This window comes from Vibrio sp. S457-15, assembly GCF_000960545.1.
GTDB lineage: Bacteria > Pseudomonadota > Gammaproteobacteria > Enterobacterales > Vibrionaceae > Vibrio > Vibrio parahaemolyticus.
This window is the reverse complement of record NZ_JYOQ01000177.1, coordinates 258,304-273,249: the sequence shown is the minus strand read 5'-3', so window position 1 is coordinate 273,249 and position 14,946 is coordinate 258,304. Positions and strand designations below refer to the sequence as shown.

The 14,946-nt window shown below is 46.2% G+C and carries 15 protein-coding genes; 9 read left to right on the top strand and 6 right to left on the bottom strand.

From position 1 onward, the window contains the following. Nucleotides 1-7: 7 nt before the first annotated feature. On the top strand, nucleotides 8-646 hold the full coding sequence (gene msrA / locus UF05_RS20975; RefSeq protein WP_017449017.1) for a peptide-methionine (S)-S-oxide reductase MsrA: 639 nt from the start codon (nucleotides 8-10) through the stop codon (nucleotides 644-646). Nucleotides 647-729: 83 nt separating this feature from the next. Here msrA and UF05_RS20970 read toward each other — a convergent pair whose 3' ends face one another. Next, complete coding sequence (locus UF05_RS20970; protein ID WP_005454667.1) at nucleotides 730-930, bottom strand: DUF1107 domain-containing protein; 201 nt, start codon at nucleotides 928-930, stop codon at nucleotides 730-732. A 212-nt stretch (nucleotides 931-1,142) separates the two neighbouring features. Between UF05_RS20970 and UF05_RS20965 the strand changes: the two genes are divergently transcribed. The 7 genes from UF05_RS20965 to UF05_RS20935 all read left to right on the top strand — a co-directional run bounded on the left by UF05_RS20965 (nucleotide 1,143) and on the right by UF05_RS20935 (nucleotide 6,678). Continuing rightward, on the top strand, nucleotides 1,143-1,694 hold the full coding sequence (locus UF05_RS20965; protein WP_025795672.1) for a YtfJ family protein: 552 nt from the start codon (nucleotides 1,143-1,145) through the stop codon (nucleotides 1,692-1,694). Nucleotides 1,695-1,852: 158 nt separating this feature from the next. Further along, complete coding sequence (locus tag UF05_RS25215) at nucleotides 1,853-2,152, top strand: DUF2607 domain-containing protein (RefSeq protein ID WP_005454649.1); 300 nt, start codon at nucleotides 1,853-1,855, stop codon at nucleotides 2,150-2,152. 127 nt (nucleotides 2,153-2,279) lie between these two features. Next, the gene (zrgA, locus tag UF05_RS20955) at nucleotides 2,280-2,909 is read left to right on the top strand and encodes a zinc uptake protein ZrgA (protein WP_021454062.1); all 630 of its coding nucleotides are present in this window, start codon (nucleotides 2,280-2,282) and stop codon (nucleotides 2,907-2,909) included. 64 nt (nucleotides 2,910-2,973) lie between these two features. Then, the gene (locus UF05_RS20950) at nucleotides 2,974-3,702 is read left to right on the top strand and encodes an ABC transporter ATP-binding protein (protein WP_025795670.1); all 729 of its coding nucleotides are present in this window, start codon (nucleotides 2,974-2,976) and stop codon (nucleotides 3,700-3,702) included. Next, nucleotides 3,699-4,958 (top strand): ABC transporter permease, encoded by a 1,260-nt coding sequence (locus tag UF05_RS20945; protein ID WP_005454685.1) that lies wholly within the window; start codon nucleotides 3,699-3,701, stop codon nucleotides 4,956-4,958. The genes UF05_RS20950 and UF05_RS20945 overlap by 4 nt, the downstream gene beginning before the upstream one ends. 2 nt (nucleotides 4,959-4,960) lie before the next feature. Continuing rightward, nucleotides 4,961-5,455 carry a DUF3299 domain-containing protein gene (locus UF05_RS20940; protein WP_020840012.1) on the top strand — a complete coding sequence of 165 codons (495 nt, stop codon included), beginning with the start codon at nucleotides 4,961-4,963 and terminating at the stop codon, nucleotides 5,453-5,455. Between the two features lie 317 nt (nucleotides 5,456-5,772). Continuing rightward, nucleotides 5,773-6,678 (top strand): TIGR03899 family protein, encoded by a 906-nt coding sequence (locus UF05_RS20935; RefSeq protein WP_005454670.1) that lies wholly within the window; start codon nucleotides 5,773-5,775, stop codon nucleotides 6,676-6,678. 90 nt (nucleotides 6,679-6,768) lie between these two features. Here the strand turns inward: UF05_RS20935 and cysC are convergent, their stop codons facing one another. The 5 genes from cysC to cobA form a co-directional block, all read right to left on the bottom strand. Next, the gene (gene cysC / locus UF05_RS20930) at nucleotides 6,769-7,386 is read right to left on the bottom strand and encodes an adenylyl-sulfate kinase (protein WP_005454655.1); all 618 of its coding nucleotides are present in this window, start codon (nucleotides 7,384-7,386) and stop codon (nucleotides 6,769-6,771) included. Between the two features lie 24 nt (nucleotides 7,387-7,410). After that, nucleotides 7,411-9,135 carry an SLC13 family permease gene (locus UF05_RS20925; RefSeq protein ID WP_005454668.1) on the bottom strand — a complete coding sequence of 575 codons (1,725 nt, stop codon included), beginning with the start codon at nucleotides 9,133-9,135 and terminating at the stop codon, nucleotides 7,411-7,413. Nucleotides 9,136-9,369: 234 nt separating this feature from the next. Then, complete coding sequence (cysN, locus tag UF05_RS20920; protein ID WP_005454657.1) at nucleotides 9,370-10,800, bottom strand: sulfate adenylyltransferase subunit CysN; 1,431 nt, start codon at nucleotides 10,798-10,800, stop codon at nucleotides 9,370-9,372. 18 nt (nucleotides 10,801-10,818) lie between these two features. Further along, on the bottom strand, nucleotides 10,819-11,727 hold the full coding sequence (gene cysD, locus UF05_RS20915; RefSeq protein WP_005454659.1) for a sulfate adenylyltransferase subunit CysD: 909 nt from the start codon (nucleotides 11,725-11,727) through the stop codon (nucleotides 10,819-10,821). A gap of 59 nt (nucleotides 11,728-11,786) precedes the next feature. Beyond that, a complete protein-coding gene (gene cobA, locus UF05_RS20910; RefSeq protein ID WP_031859012.1) occupies nucleotides 11,787-12,662 on the bottom strand; it encodes a uroporphyrinogen-III C-methyltransferase in 876 nt (291 codons plus the stop codon). A 266-nt stretch (nucleotides 12,663-12,928) separates the two neighbouring features. Between cobA and cpdB the strand changes: the two genes are divergently transcribed. Further along, nucleotides 12,929-14,890 carry a 2',3'-cyclic-nucleotide 2'-phosphodiesterase gene (cpdB, locus tag UF05_RS20905; RefSeq protein ID WP_045544831.1) on the top strand — a complete coding sequence of 654 codons (1,962 nt, stop codon included), beginning with the start codon at nucleotides 12,929-12,931 and terminating at the stop codon, nucleotides 14,888-14,890. Nucleotides 14,891-14,946 lie beyond the last annotated feature (56 nt).

Sequence of the window (14,946 nt, the reverse complement as noted above, 5' to 3'; positions counted from 1 at the left end):
AAATACCATGCTCAACAAACAGACATTAATCAGTATAGAAGATGCCCTGCCTGGTAGAGAACAACCAATGCAGATTGAAGATTGTCATTTTGTAAATCAATCGAGTCTAACGGCACCATTAGCCCATCATCAGCAACAGATTTTGTTAGGCATGGGGTGCTTTTGGGGCGCCGAGCGTCTTTTTTGGCAATTGGATGGCGTGGTTTCGACATCTGTGGGTTATGCGGGTGGGTTTACACCAAATCCAACCTACGAAGAAGTGTGTACGGGTAAAACCGGTCATACTGAGGTTGTGAGAGTCGTGTTTGATGAGCGTGTTATCTCACTAGCACAACTCCTTGCGGTATTTTGGGAAAAACACGACCCGACTCAAGGCATGCGCCAAGGTAACGATCTCGGCACACAATATCGCTCTGCGATTTACACGTACTCTCAAGAGCAGCAAGAAATTGCTGAAAAATCAAAACTTCTGTATCAACAAGCATTAGAAGCTGAGCTTCGCTCAACGATTACTACTGAGATCGTCCTAGCAGGGACTTACTATTTTGCAGAAACCTACCATCAACAGTATCTTGCAAAGAATCCGGATGGCTACTGTGGCATAGGCGGCACAGGTGTTTGCTTCCCACCAAGCTTGCAAGGCTAATCAAACTGCACTGAAACGAGAAAGAGCGACCAAGGTCGCTCTTTTTAATCTTTCGTTTTTTGGGTTAACACGCCATGAATGGTTTAGGCGGATAATGATGAAATTGCTTGGTTTACTTCTTTAAAGACAGCCAGTCGCTTTTGATCTTTCACATCAGGAAGCAGCACTTTGCCATTATCAAAGCAGAAACTTCCCACTCCGACAATGAAGAATTGCCCTTTAAACAACGTCTTTACGAAACGGGCCACTTGCAGTGGTCGATATACAGCAAACTCACGTAGCATAATTCACCTCAATTCCTTTGAGAAAACCCCGATTGCTTATTCTCTGCAACCTTAATGCGCATTTTGCGACGGAGTTCAGTGTAGCAAATTCTAACTACAACGCAACATTACACCACTGCATACGTTAAATAAATGTTATCAACAATTCTACAAATTTGCCGGGACTGGATATATACTGGCTTAACTCCCAAACCCAAACGGAATATAACAATATGAAAACTAAGACTCTCCTACCTATACTGCTTGCTCTTTCTCCAAGTTTGGCTTTCGCACATAACTTGTCGGTGGGTGAAATCGTTCCACCTGCACAAGTCGGCGCATACGGTGAAATTGTTTTACAAGGTGAAGGTGTGGCTTACCAGCCTTGGGCAACACAGCATATGTTAGGTAAAGTCCGCGTAATTCAAGCGATTGCTGGTCGCAGCAGTTCAAAAGAGATGAACGCACCGCTGATGACTGCAATTACCGCCGCTAAATTCCCAGAAGATAGCTACCAGACCACCACCATCATCAACCAAGATGATGCGATTTGGGGCACTGGATCATTTGTGAAATCTTCTGCACAAGACAGTAAAAAAGAGTTTCCTTGGTCATCAATGGTATTGGATGAAAATGGCCTGGTGGCGAACACTTGGGGGCTAAAAGAAGAAAGCTCTGCGATCATCGTACAAGACAAACAAGGCAAAGTTCTGTTTGTGAAAGAAGGCGCATTGACGCAAGACGAAATTACACAAGTGATTGACCTTATCAAGCAAAGTATTTAGTTCGAGATGCGGCTCCTGACTCGGCACCAATCAGGAGCCTCAATCACACCATGTCCCACTAATATGCTGTGTTAAATTTTCCTCACCAGACAAAAGAGTGAACTTTTGCCAATAATGAGTGTTATATTATAACACCCGTTAGGATTTCAGGCGTTCAGATGTACTTTTCTTGGCAAACCATTTTCAGATCTTGGCATCGCACTGTTGTACTTTTCAGTGTTGCTTTGCTGATCATCTGGAATTTTGCTTCGATCTTTCATCAAGTCGACCTCACACCAGAGCATCATACCCATCATCACTGCCAACTCTTTGCTGGCGCGCAACATGGTCTCGCTAAAGCACAACCAGCAATCCCAGTGCCGTCATACACACGGGCCCATTATGATGATGTCTCAGAGCGCTCGCATCATGTAGAAGAAGTATTCAGCGCTGCGCGTGCACCGCCTTATTTTGCGTAAACACTCAAACACAACCAATTACGTTATTTCCAACGTGTATAGACGCGTTTCAATAACAGAACGTCAAATGAGTACTAATCTGAAATCAACCAGATCTCGGATTTATCAGCAAAATTAGGAAAGTAAAATGCCATCTAAACAGGTTTTAGCGATCATTATCGGTTTGTCTCTATCGACAGTCGCAACAGCAGAAGAATACCGCCAACACAGTGCACACGTTCATGGTCATGTTGAATTTAATATTGCCCAAGACGGCAGTGACTTGCTGCTCGAAATCACAGCTCCTGGTGCAGATGTGGTCGGCTTTGAACACGCACCAGAAAATGCAGAGCAAGAGAAAACTCTGCAACACGCGGTCGCAACGCTAGAAGATAGCAACGCACTGTTTGCGATTAACCCACAAGCACAATGCGAAATTGAAGAAGTTCATGTTGAACACTCGCTTGGGGGGCAACATGAAGAACATGAGCACCATGATCATGAAGGCCATGACCATGATGAACACGCCCATCACGATCACGACAAACATGAGCACGACGATCATGAAGGTCACGACCATTCAGAGCACAGCGACCACGGTGAATTTACCGTGCAATATCGCTTTCATTGTGCCCAAGTCGGCGAACTTAGCCGTATTCAAACTGATTGGTTTAACCAATTCCCAAGTACTGAATCGGTAAATGTAAACCTATTCACTGATACGACTCAATCAGCCACTAGCTTAACCAAAAGCAACACTCAAATCGCAATCAAATAACCCAAATAGCGTGTAAGTACCCACTTACACGCTGTGTTTTTTTAATTCGCTTTGGTGATTTACTATGACTGATTCAGCATCAAACGTGGTTGAGCTCAAACAGGCTCAGTTTGTCTGGCCCGGTTCAGAGACCGCGGTGATCAATATTCCTGATTTGCAGATAGCGACGGGTGAGCATGTCTTTATCAAAGGGCCAAGTGGCTGTGGAAAATCCACACTTTTAGCTTTGCTCACCGGAATCAATACGTTAAGTTCAGGCTCGTTATCAGTACTCAATACGAACTTAGCGACGCTGAGCTCAAGCCGCAGAGATAGATTCCGCGCCGACCACATTGGTTATATCTTCCAGCAATTCAACTTGCTGCCGTATTTGAATGTCATCGACAACGTATTACTTCCTTGCCAGTTCAGTAAAGTGAGACAAGATCGCGTGGCACCAAACGCCTCCAAAACCGAGCTTTTATCACAAGCGACAACCTTGTTGGAGCGGCTTCATTTACCGACAAATTTACACTCTCGCCCAGTGTCAGAGCTGAGTATTGGACAACAACAGCGAGTGGCTGCAGCTCGTGCGCTGATAGGGCATCCTGCGTTAGTCATTGCTGACGAGCCGACATCTGCACTCGATCATGATAATCGCATGGCGTTCATCGAACTGCTGATGGAACAGGCTAATGAAGCCAAAGCGACATTAATCTTTGTCAGCCATGATCCAACTCTGGAAAGCTTGTTCGATCGCACCATTAATCTGCCAGAAATAAACCAAAGCAGTAACATGGAGGTGCTAGCGTGAGTGCTGTAATCAAACTCGCTTGGAAAAGCTTGATGAACCGCAAAGCGACAGCAGTGTTGACGATCATGACGGTAGCAATATCGGTAATCTTGCTGCTTGGCGTAGAACGTATCCGCACTCAAGCAAAAGACAGCTTTGCGAACACCATTTCAGGAACGGACCTGATTGTCGGCGGACGCTCAGGCCAAGTGAACTTACTGCTGTATTCAGTCTTTCGTATCGGTAATGCCACTAATAATATCGATTGGAAAAGCTACCAAGAATTCAGCCAGCATCGCGCGGTTGATTGGGCAATTCCCATTTCGCTCGGAGACTCTCACAAAGGCTTTCGAGTGATGGGAACCAATCATAGTTACTTTGAGCATTATAAGTACGGAAGTAAGCAACCACTTACTTTCTCGAAAGGGAAAGAGTTCAATGGGTTATTTGAAACCGTACTCGGCTCGGACGTCGCCAAACAATTGGGTTACCAGATAGGCAGTGAAATCATCATTGCCCATGGTATCAGCGATGTTGGCTTCAGCCGTCACGATAAACTGCCATTCAAAGTTGTTGGTATTTTAGCTCCAACTGGCACACCAGTAGATAAGACTGTTCACGTCTCGTTAGAAGCGATCGAAGCCATTCATGTCGGTTGGGAAAGTGGCGCACGCTTGGGCCCAACGCCGGATGCCAAGGTATTACAAGAAAGGGATTTTCAACCAAAACAGATCACTGCCATGCTTGTGGGCTTGAAATCGCGCATTCAAACTTTTGCGTTGCAAAGGCAGATCAACAACTACCCGAAAGAGCCTCTCAGTGCAATTATGCCCGGTGTCGCGCTACACGAATTGTGGGGCATGATGTCTGTCGCAGAACAGGCCTTGATGGCGGTTTCTGGTTTTGTGGTTATCGCGGGTTTACTCGGCATGTTAAGCAGCCTACTGACCAGCTTACAAGAACGACGACGAGAAATGGCCATCTTACGCGCTATGGGAGCACGCCCGCGCCACGTTTTTTCTCTGCTCATTAGTGAAGCGAGTTTACTCACAGCAGCAGGTATCGTCACCGGCGTTTTGGGGCTGTATGCGATACTCGCCCTACTTCAGCCTCTAATTCAACAACACTACGGTATAAATCTCACGTTAAGCACGCTTTCTGCGTACGAATGGATGCTGCTTAGCTTTGTACAATGCGCCGGTATTGTGATTGGTTTTATTCCAGCATTCCGCGCCTACAGACAGTCACTCAGTGACGGAATGACCATAAGGATCTAACGATGTGGAAAAAAGTTTTAGCCAGTTGCTTACTCGCGATTGCATTTACGACGCCGGTCATGGCGAGTGATGAGCCATTAACGCTCGACTGGATCGATCTGGTTCCTGAAGCGGAACGTAAGCTGTTCGACAGCGTGGGGATGCCCGCATCTGATCACAGTGGTGGCGCGGCGCAGCAATCAAAAATCGGTAACGTCAGACCAGAGCTCAATGGCAGTCAGGTCAAAATCCCTGGCTTCGTGATTCCTCTTGAGGGAGATGCCAACACAGTGACGGAATTTTTGTTGGTGCCGTATTTTGGGGCGTGTATCCACGTGCCACCACCACCACCAAACCAAATCATTTACGTGAAATTTCCGAAAGGCGCACCAGTACAGGAACTTTGGGATGTCATTTACGTGGTGGGAACGTTAAAAACCGAAACCATTAACCATGAACTGGCAGAAACAGCGTATTTGATTGAAGGTTCAAAAATCGAAGCCTACGACGATATGTAGTCTTCGATTTCGAGGTACACCAAAGGCGTCGTATCGGCGCCTTTGTCATCTTTAAATGTTAAACAATGTAGCGCGATAAGTACGCTAACACGCCCACATAAAGAATCAAAAGAAACGCTATCGACAGGTGCTTTTTCAGTTTACTTGCTTCCGAGAACTTCATCGCCCCTCCAAAATAACGATAACAATTTTAACAACTCATTATCATTTTGGATAGACCTATTCCTTCAAAATCTGAGACGCTCTCTCTGGTCGCCTCGCGGATTAAGGTGTAAATTGAGGCAAGCGTCAAACGCAAGCTCTTGGTAGGAAAATACATGGCAGAACCAACGAAACAACCTGTAGTGATTGAACACCAGCCTAATACGCAGAAAAACGGTCACCACGACAAGAAAACGGGTTACATCAAAGACAGTGCGAGCAGAATTAAAAACATCGCTCAATCTCATGGCCTCGACGCTCTGTTGCAAACTGACCCTCCTGCCAAATCCGCATTAGAAAGAGCACAACTGCGAGACCAACGACGCCAAGAGCAAAGACAAAAAAACCTTGAGCAAATCCTAAAACTCGCGCACAGCGCTTGCCGCGATGAAACCGCAGGCGAACCCGATCAAGATTGGTTGTATCGATTTTTTGATATGGCCCAAGACATCCACAACAGTTCAATGCAGAAGTTGTGGGCGCAAGTGATGAAGCGTGAAGTGACCAACCCAGGTTCCACGTCGATGAAAGCGCTGAAAGTCCTTAAGGATATGTCCCCAAAAGAAGCGCAAACACTACAAAGAGCGGCCTCTTTGGCGTGCAGTTTTGGCGGTGATAACAGTAAAAAGTTATTGATAGGCTATAAAGCACATGGCGGAATATTCAACTTTGGAAAACGAGATACCACCAGCAATCTGAATATGGGCAGCTTTCAATTGCCTTACTCAAGTCTATTAGTATTGATTGAATTGGGGTTACTGCATAGCACAGAACTGGAATCAGGAGAGATCGGCATTGAAACGCCATTGATACTGGCATATCAAGGCAAGAATTTGTCTCTGCAAGTGAATACGAAGGGCATCCGTCTGCTGTACTACCGTTTCACGCCGACGGGTAACGAACTGTGCAAGCTGCTTGGCAACAAGCCAAATTCTCAGTACTACGACCAAATGCTCGCCTTGTTAAATCAAAAGTTTAGCGTAAGCACCGAAGCAAGCAGCAGCGTGAACTATACCGTTTAGTTTCGCTCTAGGAGCTTTAGGTCACCCATGATCTAAAAGCTCCTCAAGCAGTACACGAGGCTTTTGGCTACCTATGATCCAAAAGCTGAGTTAGCTGATCACACGACGTTGTTTAAGCTCATTCAAACACAATTCAACCAACTCTTCGACGCTCTTCTCGCCTGCTGGCAAATCGATTTCTGGATTGATTGGCGCTTGATATTCTGAATCAATACCCGTGAAATTTGGGATCTCACCTGCTCGCGCTTTTTTGTATAAACCTTTTGGATCTCGGCCTTCACACACTTCGAGAGATGCATTCACAAACACTTCAATGAACTCACCTTCGGGCAGTAAATCGCGAACGAGTTGACGCTCAGCACGGTGAGGAGAAATGAACGCGGACAACACAATCAAACCCGCATCTGCCATCAGTTTCGCCAACTCGCCAATACGACGAATATTTTCACGGCGATCTTGTTCAGAAAAGCCTAGATCGCTACACAGGCCATGACGAACATTGTCACCGTCCAACAAATAAGTGTGGTAGCCCAACTCAGCTAAACGATTCTCCAGCGCGCCCGCGACGGTTGACTTACCTGCACCAGATAAACCAGTAAACCAAAGCACTGCTGGTTTCTGTTTTTTCAGCTCAGCACGAAACTGTTTATCAACCGTGTGCTGATGCCAGACAATGTTTTCATCTTTTACCGGTGTTTCAGCGGTCATAACGAATCCTTGTATTTATCGGAATTAAAACGGAAAGAAGACCGGAATCAATGTCAGTACCAATACGGAATACACAATCGAAATCGGCACACCAATTCGCACATAGTCGGTCAATTTGTAATTACCTACACTGTAAACCAACAAGTTGGTTTGATACCCGTAGGGAGAAATAAAGCTCGCGCTTGCGCCAAACAATACCGCCATAATAAATGGCATCGGATCCACTCCGTACCCGACAGCCATACTATAGCCAATCGGAAATGCTAACGCGGCAGCGGCATTGTTGGTCACCAATTCAGTCAGCACCAAGGTCATGATGTATGTGGCCACCAGCGCACCAAATACGCCCCAGCCGTTAAACGCTTCGATAAACATTTCGCCCATCCTGACGGACAAGCCCGATGAAATCATCAGCTGCGCAATAGAGAGCGCAGAGCCCACAATCACCACAATATCAATGGGAAAACGGCGGCGAAGCTCAGAGATTTGCACTATGCCAAACGCAATGAGTGCAATGATGTATACCGCGAGCCCTTTAATGATCGGCACAAGTTCTAGTAGTGCACAGGCGATAACCGCAGCAAAACCAATCAACACAATCGTCGATTTATTGGAGTCTAAACGTGCGCTGGAATCTAAGTCGTGCACTAACACAAATTCTTTACGGTGCGCTCGACGCTCAGATTCGAAACGCTTGCCCGGCACCAACACTAAAGTATCGCCCGGAGCTAAGGTAATACTGCCCAACCCACCTTCCAAACGCTCATGCCCACGACGAATGGCGACAACAACCGCATCAAAACGATCGCGGAAGCGGCTTTCTTTCAAAGTCTTATGGCAGAAGGTTGCAGAGGAGCTGACCACCACTTCAATAAAGTTTTGACCATTCAAATGCTGTTGCCCAAATAGCGTCAGCCCCGGAATTTCTTGCAAGGTCGCCACACTTTCGACATCGCCACAAAACAACAGACGATCTTTCGCTTTCAGCACGAAGTCGGGGCCTACTGACGATACCGTCACGCCATCACGAACCACCTCTGCAAGAAACAACTTACGCAGCGCACGCAGATTGTTTTCACTGATGGTACGGCCAACCAAAGGGGAACCTGGTTCAACACGAGATTCAAGGAAATACGGTAAGTCTTCTTGGTTTTGGTCATCGTAACTTGGCAGCAAATAGCTCAGCGGAATAAGAATTAAAAGACCACCCGCTAAGACAGCCAAGCCAATCATCGTCGGAGTAAAAAAGCTCAGACTCGGTAGCCCTGCATCTTCCACAAAGCTATTAATAATAAGGTTGGTCGAAGTACCGATAAGCGTTAATGTGCCGCCAAATATCGCCGCGTAAGAAAGTGGAATCAGTAGCTTAGAAGGCGCGTGCTGTTGATTGCGTTTAATCGCACCAATCAAAGACACAACAACGGCCGTATTGTTGGTAAAGGAAGACAGTAAGGCGGTCGATAACCCAAGCTTGGCGATCACACTGCCTAAATGACCTTCTGAAATACTACGGCTCACCCAACTGATCAGTAACGTTTTTTCTAATGCACAAGAAGCGAGAATCAACAGGACCAAAGTTAACAATGATGAGTTGGTAAAGTTCGCAGCAATGGTCGTGGAATCCATCATTCCCGCCATGAAAGCAATAAAGGCTGCACCAGCAAAAACGTAGCTCGGCTTAATCTTAGTCACAAGCAAACAAGTGATAATGCCAAGCAAAATCGCTAATACAAATCCTTGTTCCCACATAGCCTTTCCTTACCAAACAGCTCGAAACGAGCAAAACAAACCGCAACACAACAACAGTGTGCAGAGCGATAAAACAAGTAACCAGAGCAAAGCAAAGCGAAAAAGAGTGCCAGAATGCTCAGTTGTCTTGGGCTTCACTGAACATTCCGGTATTAGAGGCAGCCTAACCGCATTTCGCACTCGGTTAGGCTGTGAACCTAGACACTGATAACGTCCCTAGGTTTATTACTGCCATTACTTCTTGAGTAACTGGCTTAGGTCTTTAGCTTCCCAATGCGGGAAGTGTTTGCGAACAAGGGCGTTCAACTCAAGTTCAAAGGCAGATACATCAGCCAAACCGCGTTCAAGCTCTGTTAAGCTTTCTTTCACCATGCCAGCGCCAACGGTCACATTAGTTAGGCGATCGATGATGATGAAACCACCGGTATCTGCACAGTCTTGGTAATTGTCCAAAGCTACTGATTCATTGAGCGACCACTCACACAAACCAATGCCATTCAGAGGCAGTTCCGCAGCACCATGTGTCGACAAGTTATTGATGTCGTACTGGTGACGAATCGACTCTACGTGACCAACGGTCTTCTTACCTGCAATCTTGATGTCGTAATCGCGACCAGGTTGCAACGGCTGCTCAGTCATCCACACCACATCGGCAAGCAAATGGTTGGTGGTTTGTACTTGCGCGTTCTCAAGCACGATCAAATCACCACGGCTGATGTCAATTTCATCATTCAGAGTCAGCGTAACGGCTAGACCAGCTTGTGCTTCTTCAATGTCGCCATCGAAGGTCACAATGCGAGCGACAGTCGACGTTTTACCTGACGGTAATGCTTTGATGGCATCACCGACTTTCACAGAGCCAGACGACACCGTGCCCGCAAAGCCACGGAAATCAAGGTTAGGACGATTCACGTACTGAACAGGGAAACGGAATTCACCCGCACCTTTTTCGTAGTCCACATCCACCGTTTCTAGCAACTCAAGCAACGATGGACCTTCAAACCAGTTCAGGTTCTGTCCTTTATCCACTACGTTGTCGCCTTCCAGCGCTGAAATCGGGATAATTTGAATATCAATATCGCCAGTTAGATTTTCAGAAAACTTCAGGTACTCATCACGAATTTCTTCGAAGCGCGCTTGCGAGTAATCCACCAAATCCATCTTGTTGATTGCGACAACAAAATGTTTCAAGCCCAATAGGTTTGAAATGAAAGAGTGACGACGCGTTTGATCCAAAATGCCTTTACGGGCATCGACCAAGATCACCGCTAAATCACACGTCGATGCGCCTGTCGCCATGTTGCGCGTGTACTGCTCATGTCCAGGCGTATCAGCAATGATGAACTTACGCTTCTGCGTCGAGAAGTAACGGTAAGCAACATCGATTGTGATGCCTTGTTCACGCTCAGCCTGCAGACCATCGACAAGCAACGCCAAATCTGGCTTTTCACCCGTCGTACCAACGCGTTGGCTATCTGAGTGAACCGCGGCTAGTTGGTCTTCATAAATTTGTTTTGAATCATGGAGTAAGCGACCAATCAGGGTGCTTTTCCCATCATCCACAGAGCCACAAGTCAGAAATCTAAGCAGAGACTTGTACTGATGTTGTTTTAAATAGCCTTCGATACCAAGCTCGGCTAATTGAGCTTCAACTGCACTGTTCATTCTCTTTCCTTAGATCTTTTAGAAGTAACCTTGACGTTTCTTGAGTTCCATCGATCCTGACTGATCGTGGTCGATCGCTCGGCCTTGACGCTCACTTGAGGTCGCCACCAGCATCTCTTCAATGATGCCCGTCAGCGTATTCGCTTCGGATTCAATCGCACCGGTCAGTGGATAACAGCCCAACGTACGGAAACGCACGCTTTTCTCTTCAATTACTTCACCCGGTTGAAGCTCCATACGGTCATCATCCACCATGATCAGCATGCCATCGCGTTCGACAACCGGACGTTTATCAGCAAGATAAAGCGGGACAATTTCGATGTTCTCTAGGTAGATGTATTGCCAGATATCAAGCTCCGTCCAGTTAGAAAGTGGGAACACTCGAATGCTCTCGCCTTTATTCACTTGACCGTTGTAGGTTTTCCAAAGTTCTGGACGTTGGTTTTTCGGATCCCAGGTATGGTTCTTGTCACGGAACGAATACACTCGCTCTTTTGCGCGTGATTTTTCTTCATCACGACGAGCACCACCAAAAGCAGCATCGAAGCCATATTTGTTTAGCGCCTGCTTAAGACCTTGCGTTTTCATGATGTCCGTATGCTTTGACGAGCCATGAACAAACGGGCTACATCCCATTGCGATGCCTTCTGGGTTCTTATGAACCAAAAGCTCAAAACCGTATTTTTCCGCAGTACGATCGCGGAATTCGATCATTTCGCGAAATTTCCAATCGGTATCCACATGCAGCAGCGGAAACGGGATCTTTCCTGGGTAAAACGCCTTACGCGCCAAATGCAGCATCACTGATGAATCTTTACCAATCGAATACATCATGACTGGGTTATCAAACTCAGCAGCAACTTCGCGGATGATATGAATACTCTCCGCTTCGAGTTGTTTAAGATGAGTTAAACGTTGTTGGTCCATGTTTTGTATTTCCTTTTTAAGCTTGAAGGCGCGTTACGTCTCTAATCTTTGGACTGAAATTATATGGAGTTGGCAATAGCACTTTTGTTGAAATCAGTACTAGACAAAAACCAATCTAACTTTTGAGACAATCGCACGACCTCTCCTACGACAATCAAAGATGGCGCCTGAGCTTCCTTCGATAAATCAGACAGTTGGGAAAGTTCTCCCGTAAAAACTTTTTGCTGAATTTGGGTACCGCGCTCGATAATAGCAATCGGAGTTGAAGCCGCTCTTCCGTGCTGAATGAGCTGATTCTGAATATAGTGTGATTTCATAAGTCCCATGTAGATCACTAAAGTCTGATTACCACGAGCCAGTGTTGACCAATCCATCTCATCACTTTCTTCTTTCAAGTGACCAGTAACAAAAATGGCCGATTGAGCATAATCACGGTGCGTCAACGGAATGCCAGCGTATGCTGTCGCTCCTGCTGCGGCGGTAATACCAGGCACCACTTGAAAACGAATGCCAGCATCAGCCAACACTTCTAGCTCTTCTCCACCGCGACCAAATACGAAAGGATCGCCGCCTTTTACTCGTACTACTCGGTAGCCTTGCTTAGCAAAATCAACCAAAAGTTGATTTGTCTTTTCTTGCGGTACACTGTGGTGCCCTGCACGCTTGCCAACACAAACTAAAATCGTATCGCTTGGGATCAGCGCCATGATCTCTTCAGACACCAAATAGTCGTACAAGACCACATCCGCGTGTTGTAAACAGTTCAGTGCTTTAATGGTGAGAAGTTCAGGGTCGCCAGGGCCAGCACCAACCAATGCCACTTCGCCTGGTTTGAGTGACTGCTTTGCAAAACGAGTGACGCCAGACACTTGGTTGTCAGAAACCAACCTCGGCTTTTGTACAGGTAAAGTGGTGACTGAATCATTCGTTGCCATGTGCTTGCTCATCGTCCATTGATATTGTGATGCAGGCATTATGGCGGGGTGTTTTTATTACCTGAAATTCTAAAATTTCATTTTTTATTCAAAAATCTGCTAAGAAGTTTTTGTTTGGTCTCATTCAAAATCGTGAAAAAGTCGGCGTTTAATATGAAAAGGGTTCAGTAAAATGTCGTTGATTCACAGTTTTCTGCACCTTAATCATTAAGTTGCATTAAAATTCGTTACACTCGACTTCCTATCCCATTAAATTGGAGCACCTCATGAAAATGGCAGTTAATCCTATTTCCGTCGCAGTTTTGAGTGGCATGTTGACGCTTGTAGGGCCAGCAATGGCAGACACGATCAAGCTTCGCATTATTGAAACCACTGACATCCACACCAACGTGATGGATTACGATTACTACAAAGACCAACCATCACAACAAATTGGTTTGAGCCGCGCAGCCACATTAGTTAAGCAGGCAAAATCCGAAGTGGAAAACAGCGTGTTGGTCGACAACGGCGACTTAATTCAAGGTAGCCCGATGGGTGACTACATGGCAGCAAAAGGCATACAGGCTGGAGAAGTTCATCCTGTGTACAAAGCCATGAACCAATTGCACTATGATGTGGGGAATATTGGTAACCATGAATTCAACTATGGTTTGGACTTCCTACAAAATACGCTGGCCGGCGCAAACTTCCCCTACATCAACGCCAATGTGTTTGATAAGAAAACTGGCGAACATTACTTCCAACCTTACCTGATCAAAACACACAGTTTTAAAGATACCGATGGCGAAGTTCATCAAGTAAAAGTGGGTTACATCGGGTTTGTTCCACCGCAAATCATGGTTTGGGATAAGAAAAATCTTGAAGGTAACGTGGTTGCCAAAGACATCAAAGAAACTGCAGAGAAGCTGATTCCGCAGATGAAGAAGGAAGGTGCGGACATTATTGTCGCAATTCCGCATTCAGGGGTTTCAACCGATCCATATAAACTAGGTGCGGAGAACTCGGTGTACTATTTAACGCAAGTGAAAGGCATTGATGCCATTGCGTTTGGTCACTCTCACGCGGTCTTCCCAGGCAAAGGATTTGAGAATCTACAAGGCGTAGACAACAACAAAGGCACCATCAACGGTGTCACTGCCGTCATGCCTGGCCGTTGGGGTAGCCACGTGGGAGTCATGGATCTAGTCATCGAGCAAAAAGACGGCCAATGGCAAGTAGTGGAGGGACAATCTGAAGCTCGACCAATTTTCGACAAAGCGACTAAGAAATCGCTTGCAGAAGCAGACCAAGGCATCATTAAAGCACTCGAAGACGATCACAAAGGCACTCGCGAATTCGTTAACCAACCAATTGGTAAAGCGAATGACGTGATGTACAGCTTCTTGGCTTTGGTGCAAGATGACCCAACAATCCAAATCGTTAACCTTGCACAAAAAGACTACGTGGAACATTTCATTCAAGGCGATCCAGACCTTGCTGACATTCCAGTTTTGAGCGCGGCAGCGCCTTTTAAAGTGGGCGGACGTAAAGATGATCCGAACGGCTTCACTGAAGTTGAATCTGGCCAACTGACTTTCCGCAACGCCGCCGACTTGTACCTATACCCAAATACGCTCGTCGCAATGAAGGTGAAAGGCAAAGAAGTACATGAATGGCTAGAGTGCAGCGCAGGTCAATTCAAGCACATTGATGTCAATACGACACAGCCACAATCGTTAATTGATTGGGATAACTTCCGTACGTACAACTTTGACGTGATTGATGGTGTGGAATACCAAATCGACATCACTCAGCCACCGAAGTACAACGCGAATTGTAAAGTCATTAATCCGGACTCCCAGCGTATCGTGAATCTAACTTTCAATGGCAAACCAGTTGATCCGAAACAAGATTTCATCATTGCGACTAACAATTACCGCGCGTACAGCAATACCTTCCCTGGCACTGGTCCGAACTTCATTGCATTTGACTCTCCAGACGAAAACCGTTCTGTGGTTGCTGCGTACATTTCTCGCGTCAGTGAGGAAAAAGGCGAAGTCACGCCAAGCGCTGACAATAACTGGTCGTTCGCACCAATTAAGTCAGACAAAAAACTGGATATTCGCTTTGAAACCTCACCGAGCGAAAAAGCTTCGAAGTTTATACAAGACAAAGGCCAATACCCGATGAAACGCGTCGCAACTGACGAAGTGGGCTTTGCGATTTATCAGATCGATTTAAACAAATAAGCGACTCGATGTTCAAACTAGCGGCTCCTCTGTGAGCCGCTTTTTGTTACTGCGCA

What these genes read in the sequence shown, in the direction of transcription:
- msrA (WP_017449017.1), top strand. Translation starts at nt 8, where the DNA reads ATGCTCAACAAACAGACATTAATCAGTATAGAAGATGCCCTGCCTGGT.
- UF05_RS20970 (WP_005454667.1), bottom strand. Translation starts at nt 930, where the DNA reads ATGCTACGTGAGTTTGCTGTATATCGACCACTGCAAGTGGCCCGTTTC.
- UF05_RS20965 (WP_025795672.1), top strand. Translation starts at nt 1,143, where the DNA reads ATGAAAACTAAGACTCTCCTACCTATACTGCTTGCTCTTTCTCCAAGT.
- UF05_RS25215 (WP_005454649.1), top strand. Translation starts at nt 1,853, where the DNA reads ATGTACTTTTCTTGGCAAACCATTTTCAGATCTTGGCATCGCACTGTT.
- zrgA (WP_021454062.1), top strand. Translation starts at nt 2,280, where the DNA reads ATGCCATCTAAACAGGTTTTAGCGATCATTATCGGTTTGTCTCTATCG.
- UF05_RS20950 (WP_025795670.1), top strand. Translation starts at nt 2,974, where the DNA reads ATGACTGATTCAGCATCAAACGTGGTTGAGCTCAAACAGGCTCAGTTT.
- UF05_RS20940 (WP_020840012.1), top strand. Translation starts at nt 4,961, where the DNA reads ATGTGGAAAAAAGTTTTAGCCAGTTGCTTACTCGCGATTGCATTTACG.
- UF05_RS20935 (WP_005454670.1), top strand. Translation starts at nt 5,773, where the DNA reads ATGGCAGAACCAACGAAACAACCTGTAGTGATTGAACACCAGCCTAAT.
- cysC (WP_005454655.1), bottom strand. Translation starts at nt 7,386, where the DNA reads ATGACCGCTGAAACACCGGTAAAAGATGAAAACATTGTCTGGCATCAG.
- UF05_RS20925 (WP_005454668.1), bottom strand. Translation starts at nt 9,135, where the DNA reads ATGTGGGAACAAGGATTTGTATTAGCGATTTTGCTTGGCATTATCACT.
- cysN (WP_005454657.1), bottom strand. Translation starts at nt 10,800, where the DNA reads ATGAACAGTGCAGTTGAAGCTCAATTAGCCGAGCTTGGTATCGAAGGC.
- cysD (WP_005454659.1), bottom strand. Translation starts at nt 11,727, where the DNA reads ATGGACCAACAACGTTTAACTCATCTTAAACAACTCGAAGCGGAGAGT.
- cobA (WP_031859012.1), bottom strand. Translation starts at nt 12,662, where the DNA reads ATGGCAACGAATGATTCAGTCACCACTTTACCTGTACAAAAGCCGAGG.
- cpdB (WP_045544831.1), top strand. Translation starts at nt 12,929, where the DNA reads ATGAAAATGGCAGTTAATCCTATTTCCGTCGCAGTTTTGAGTGGCATG.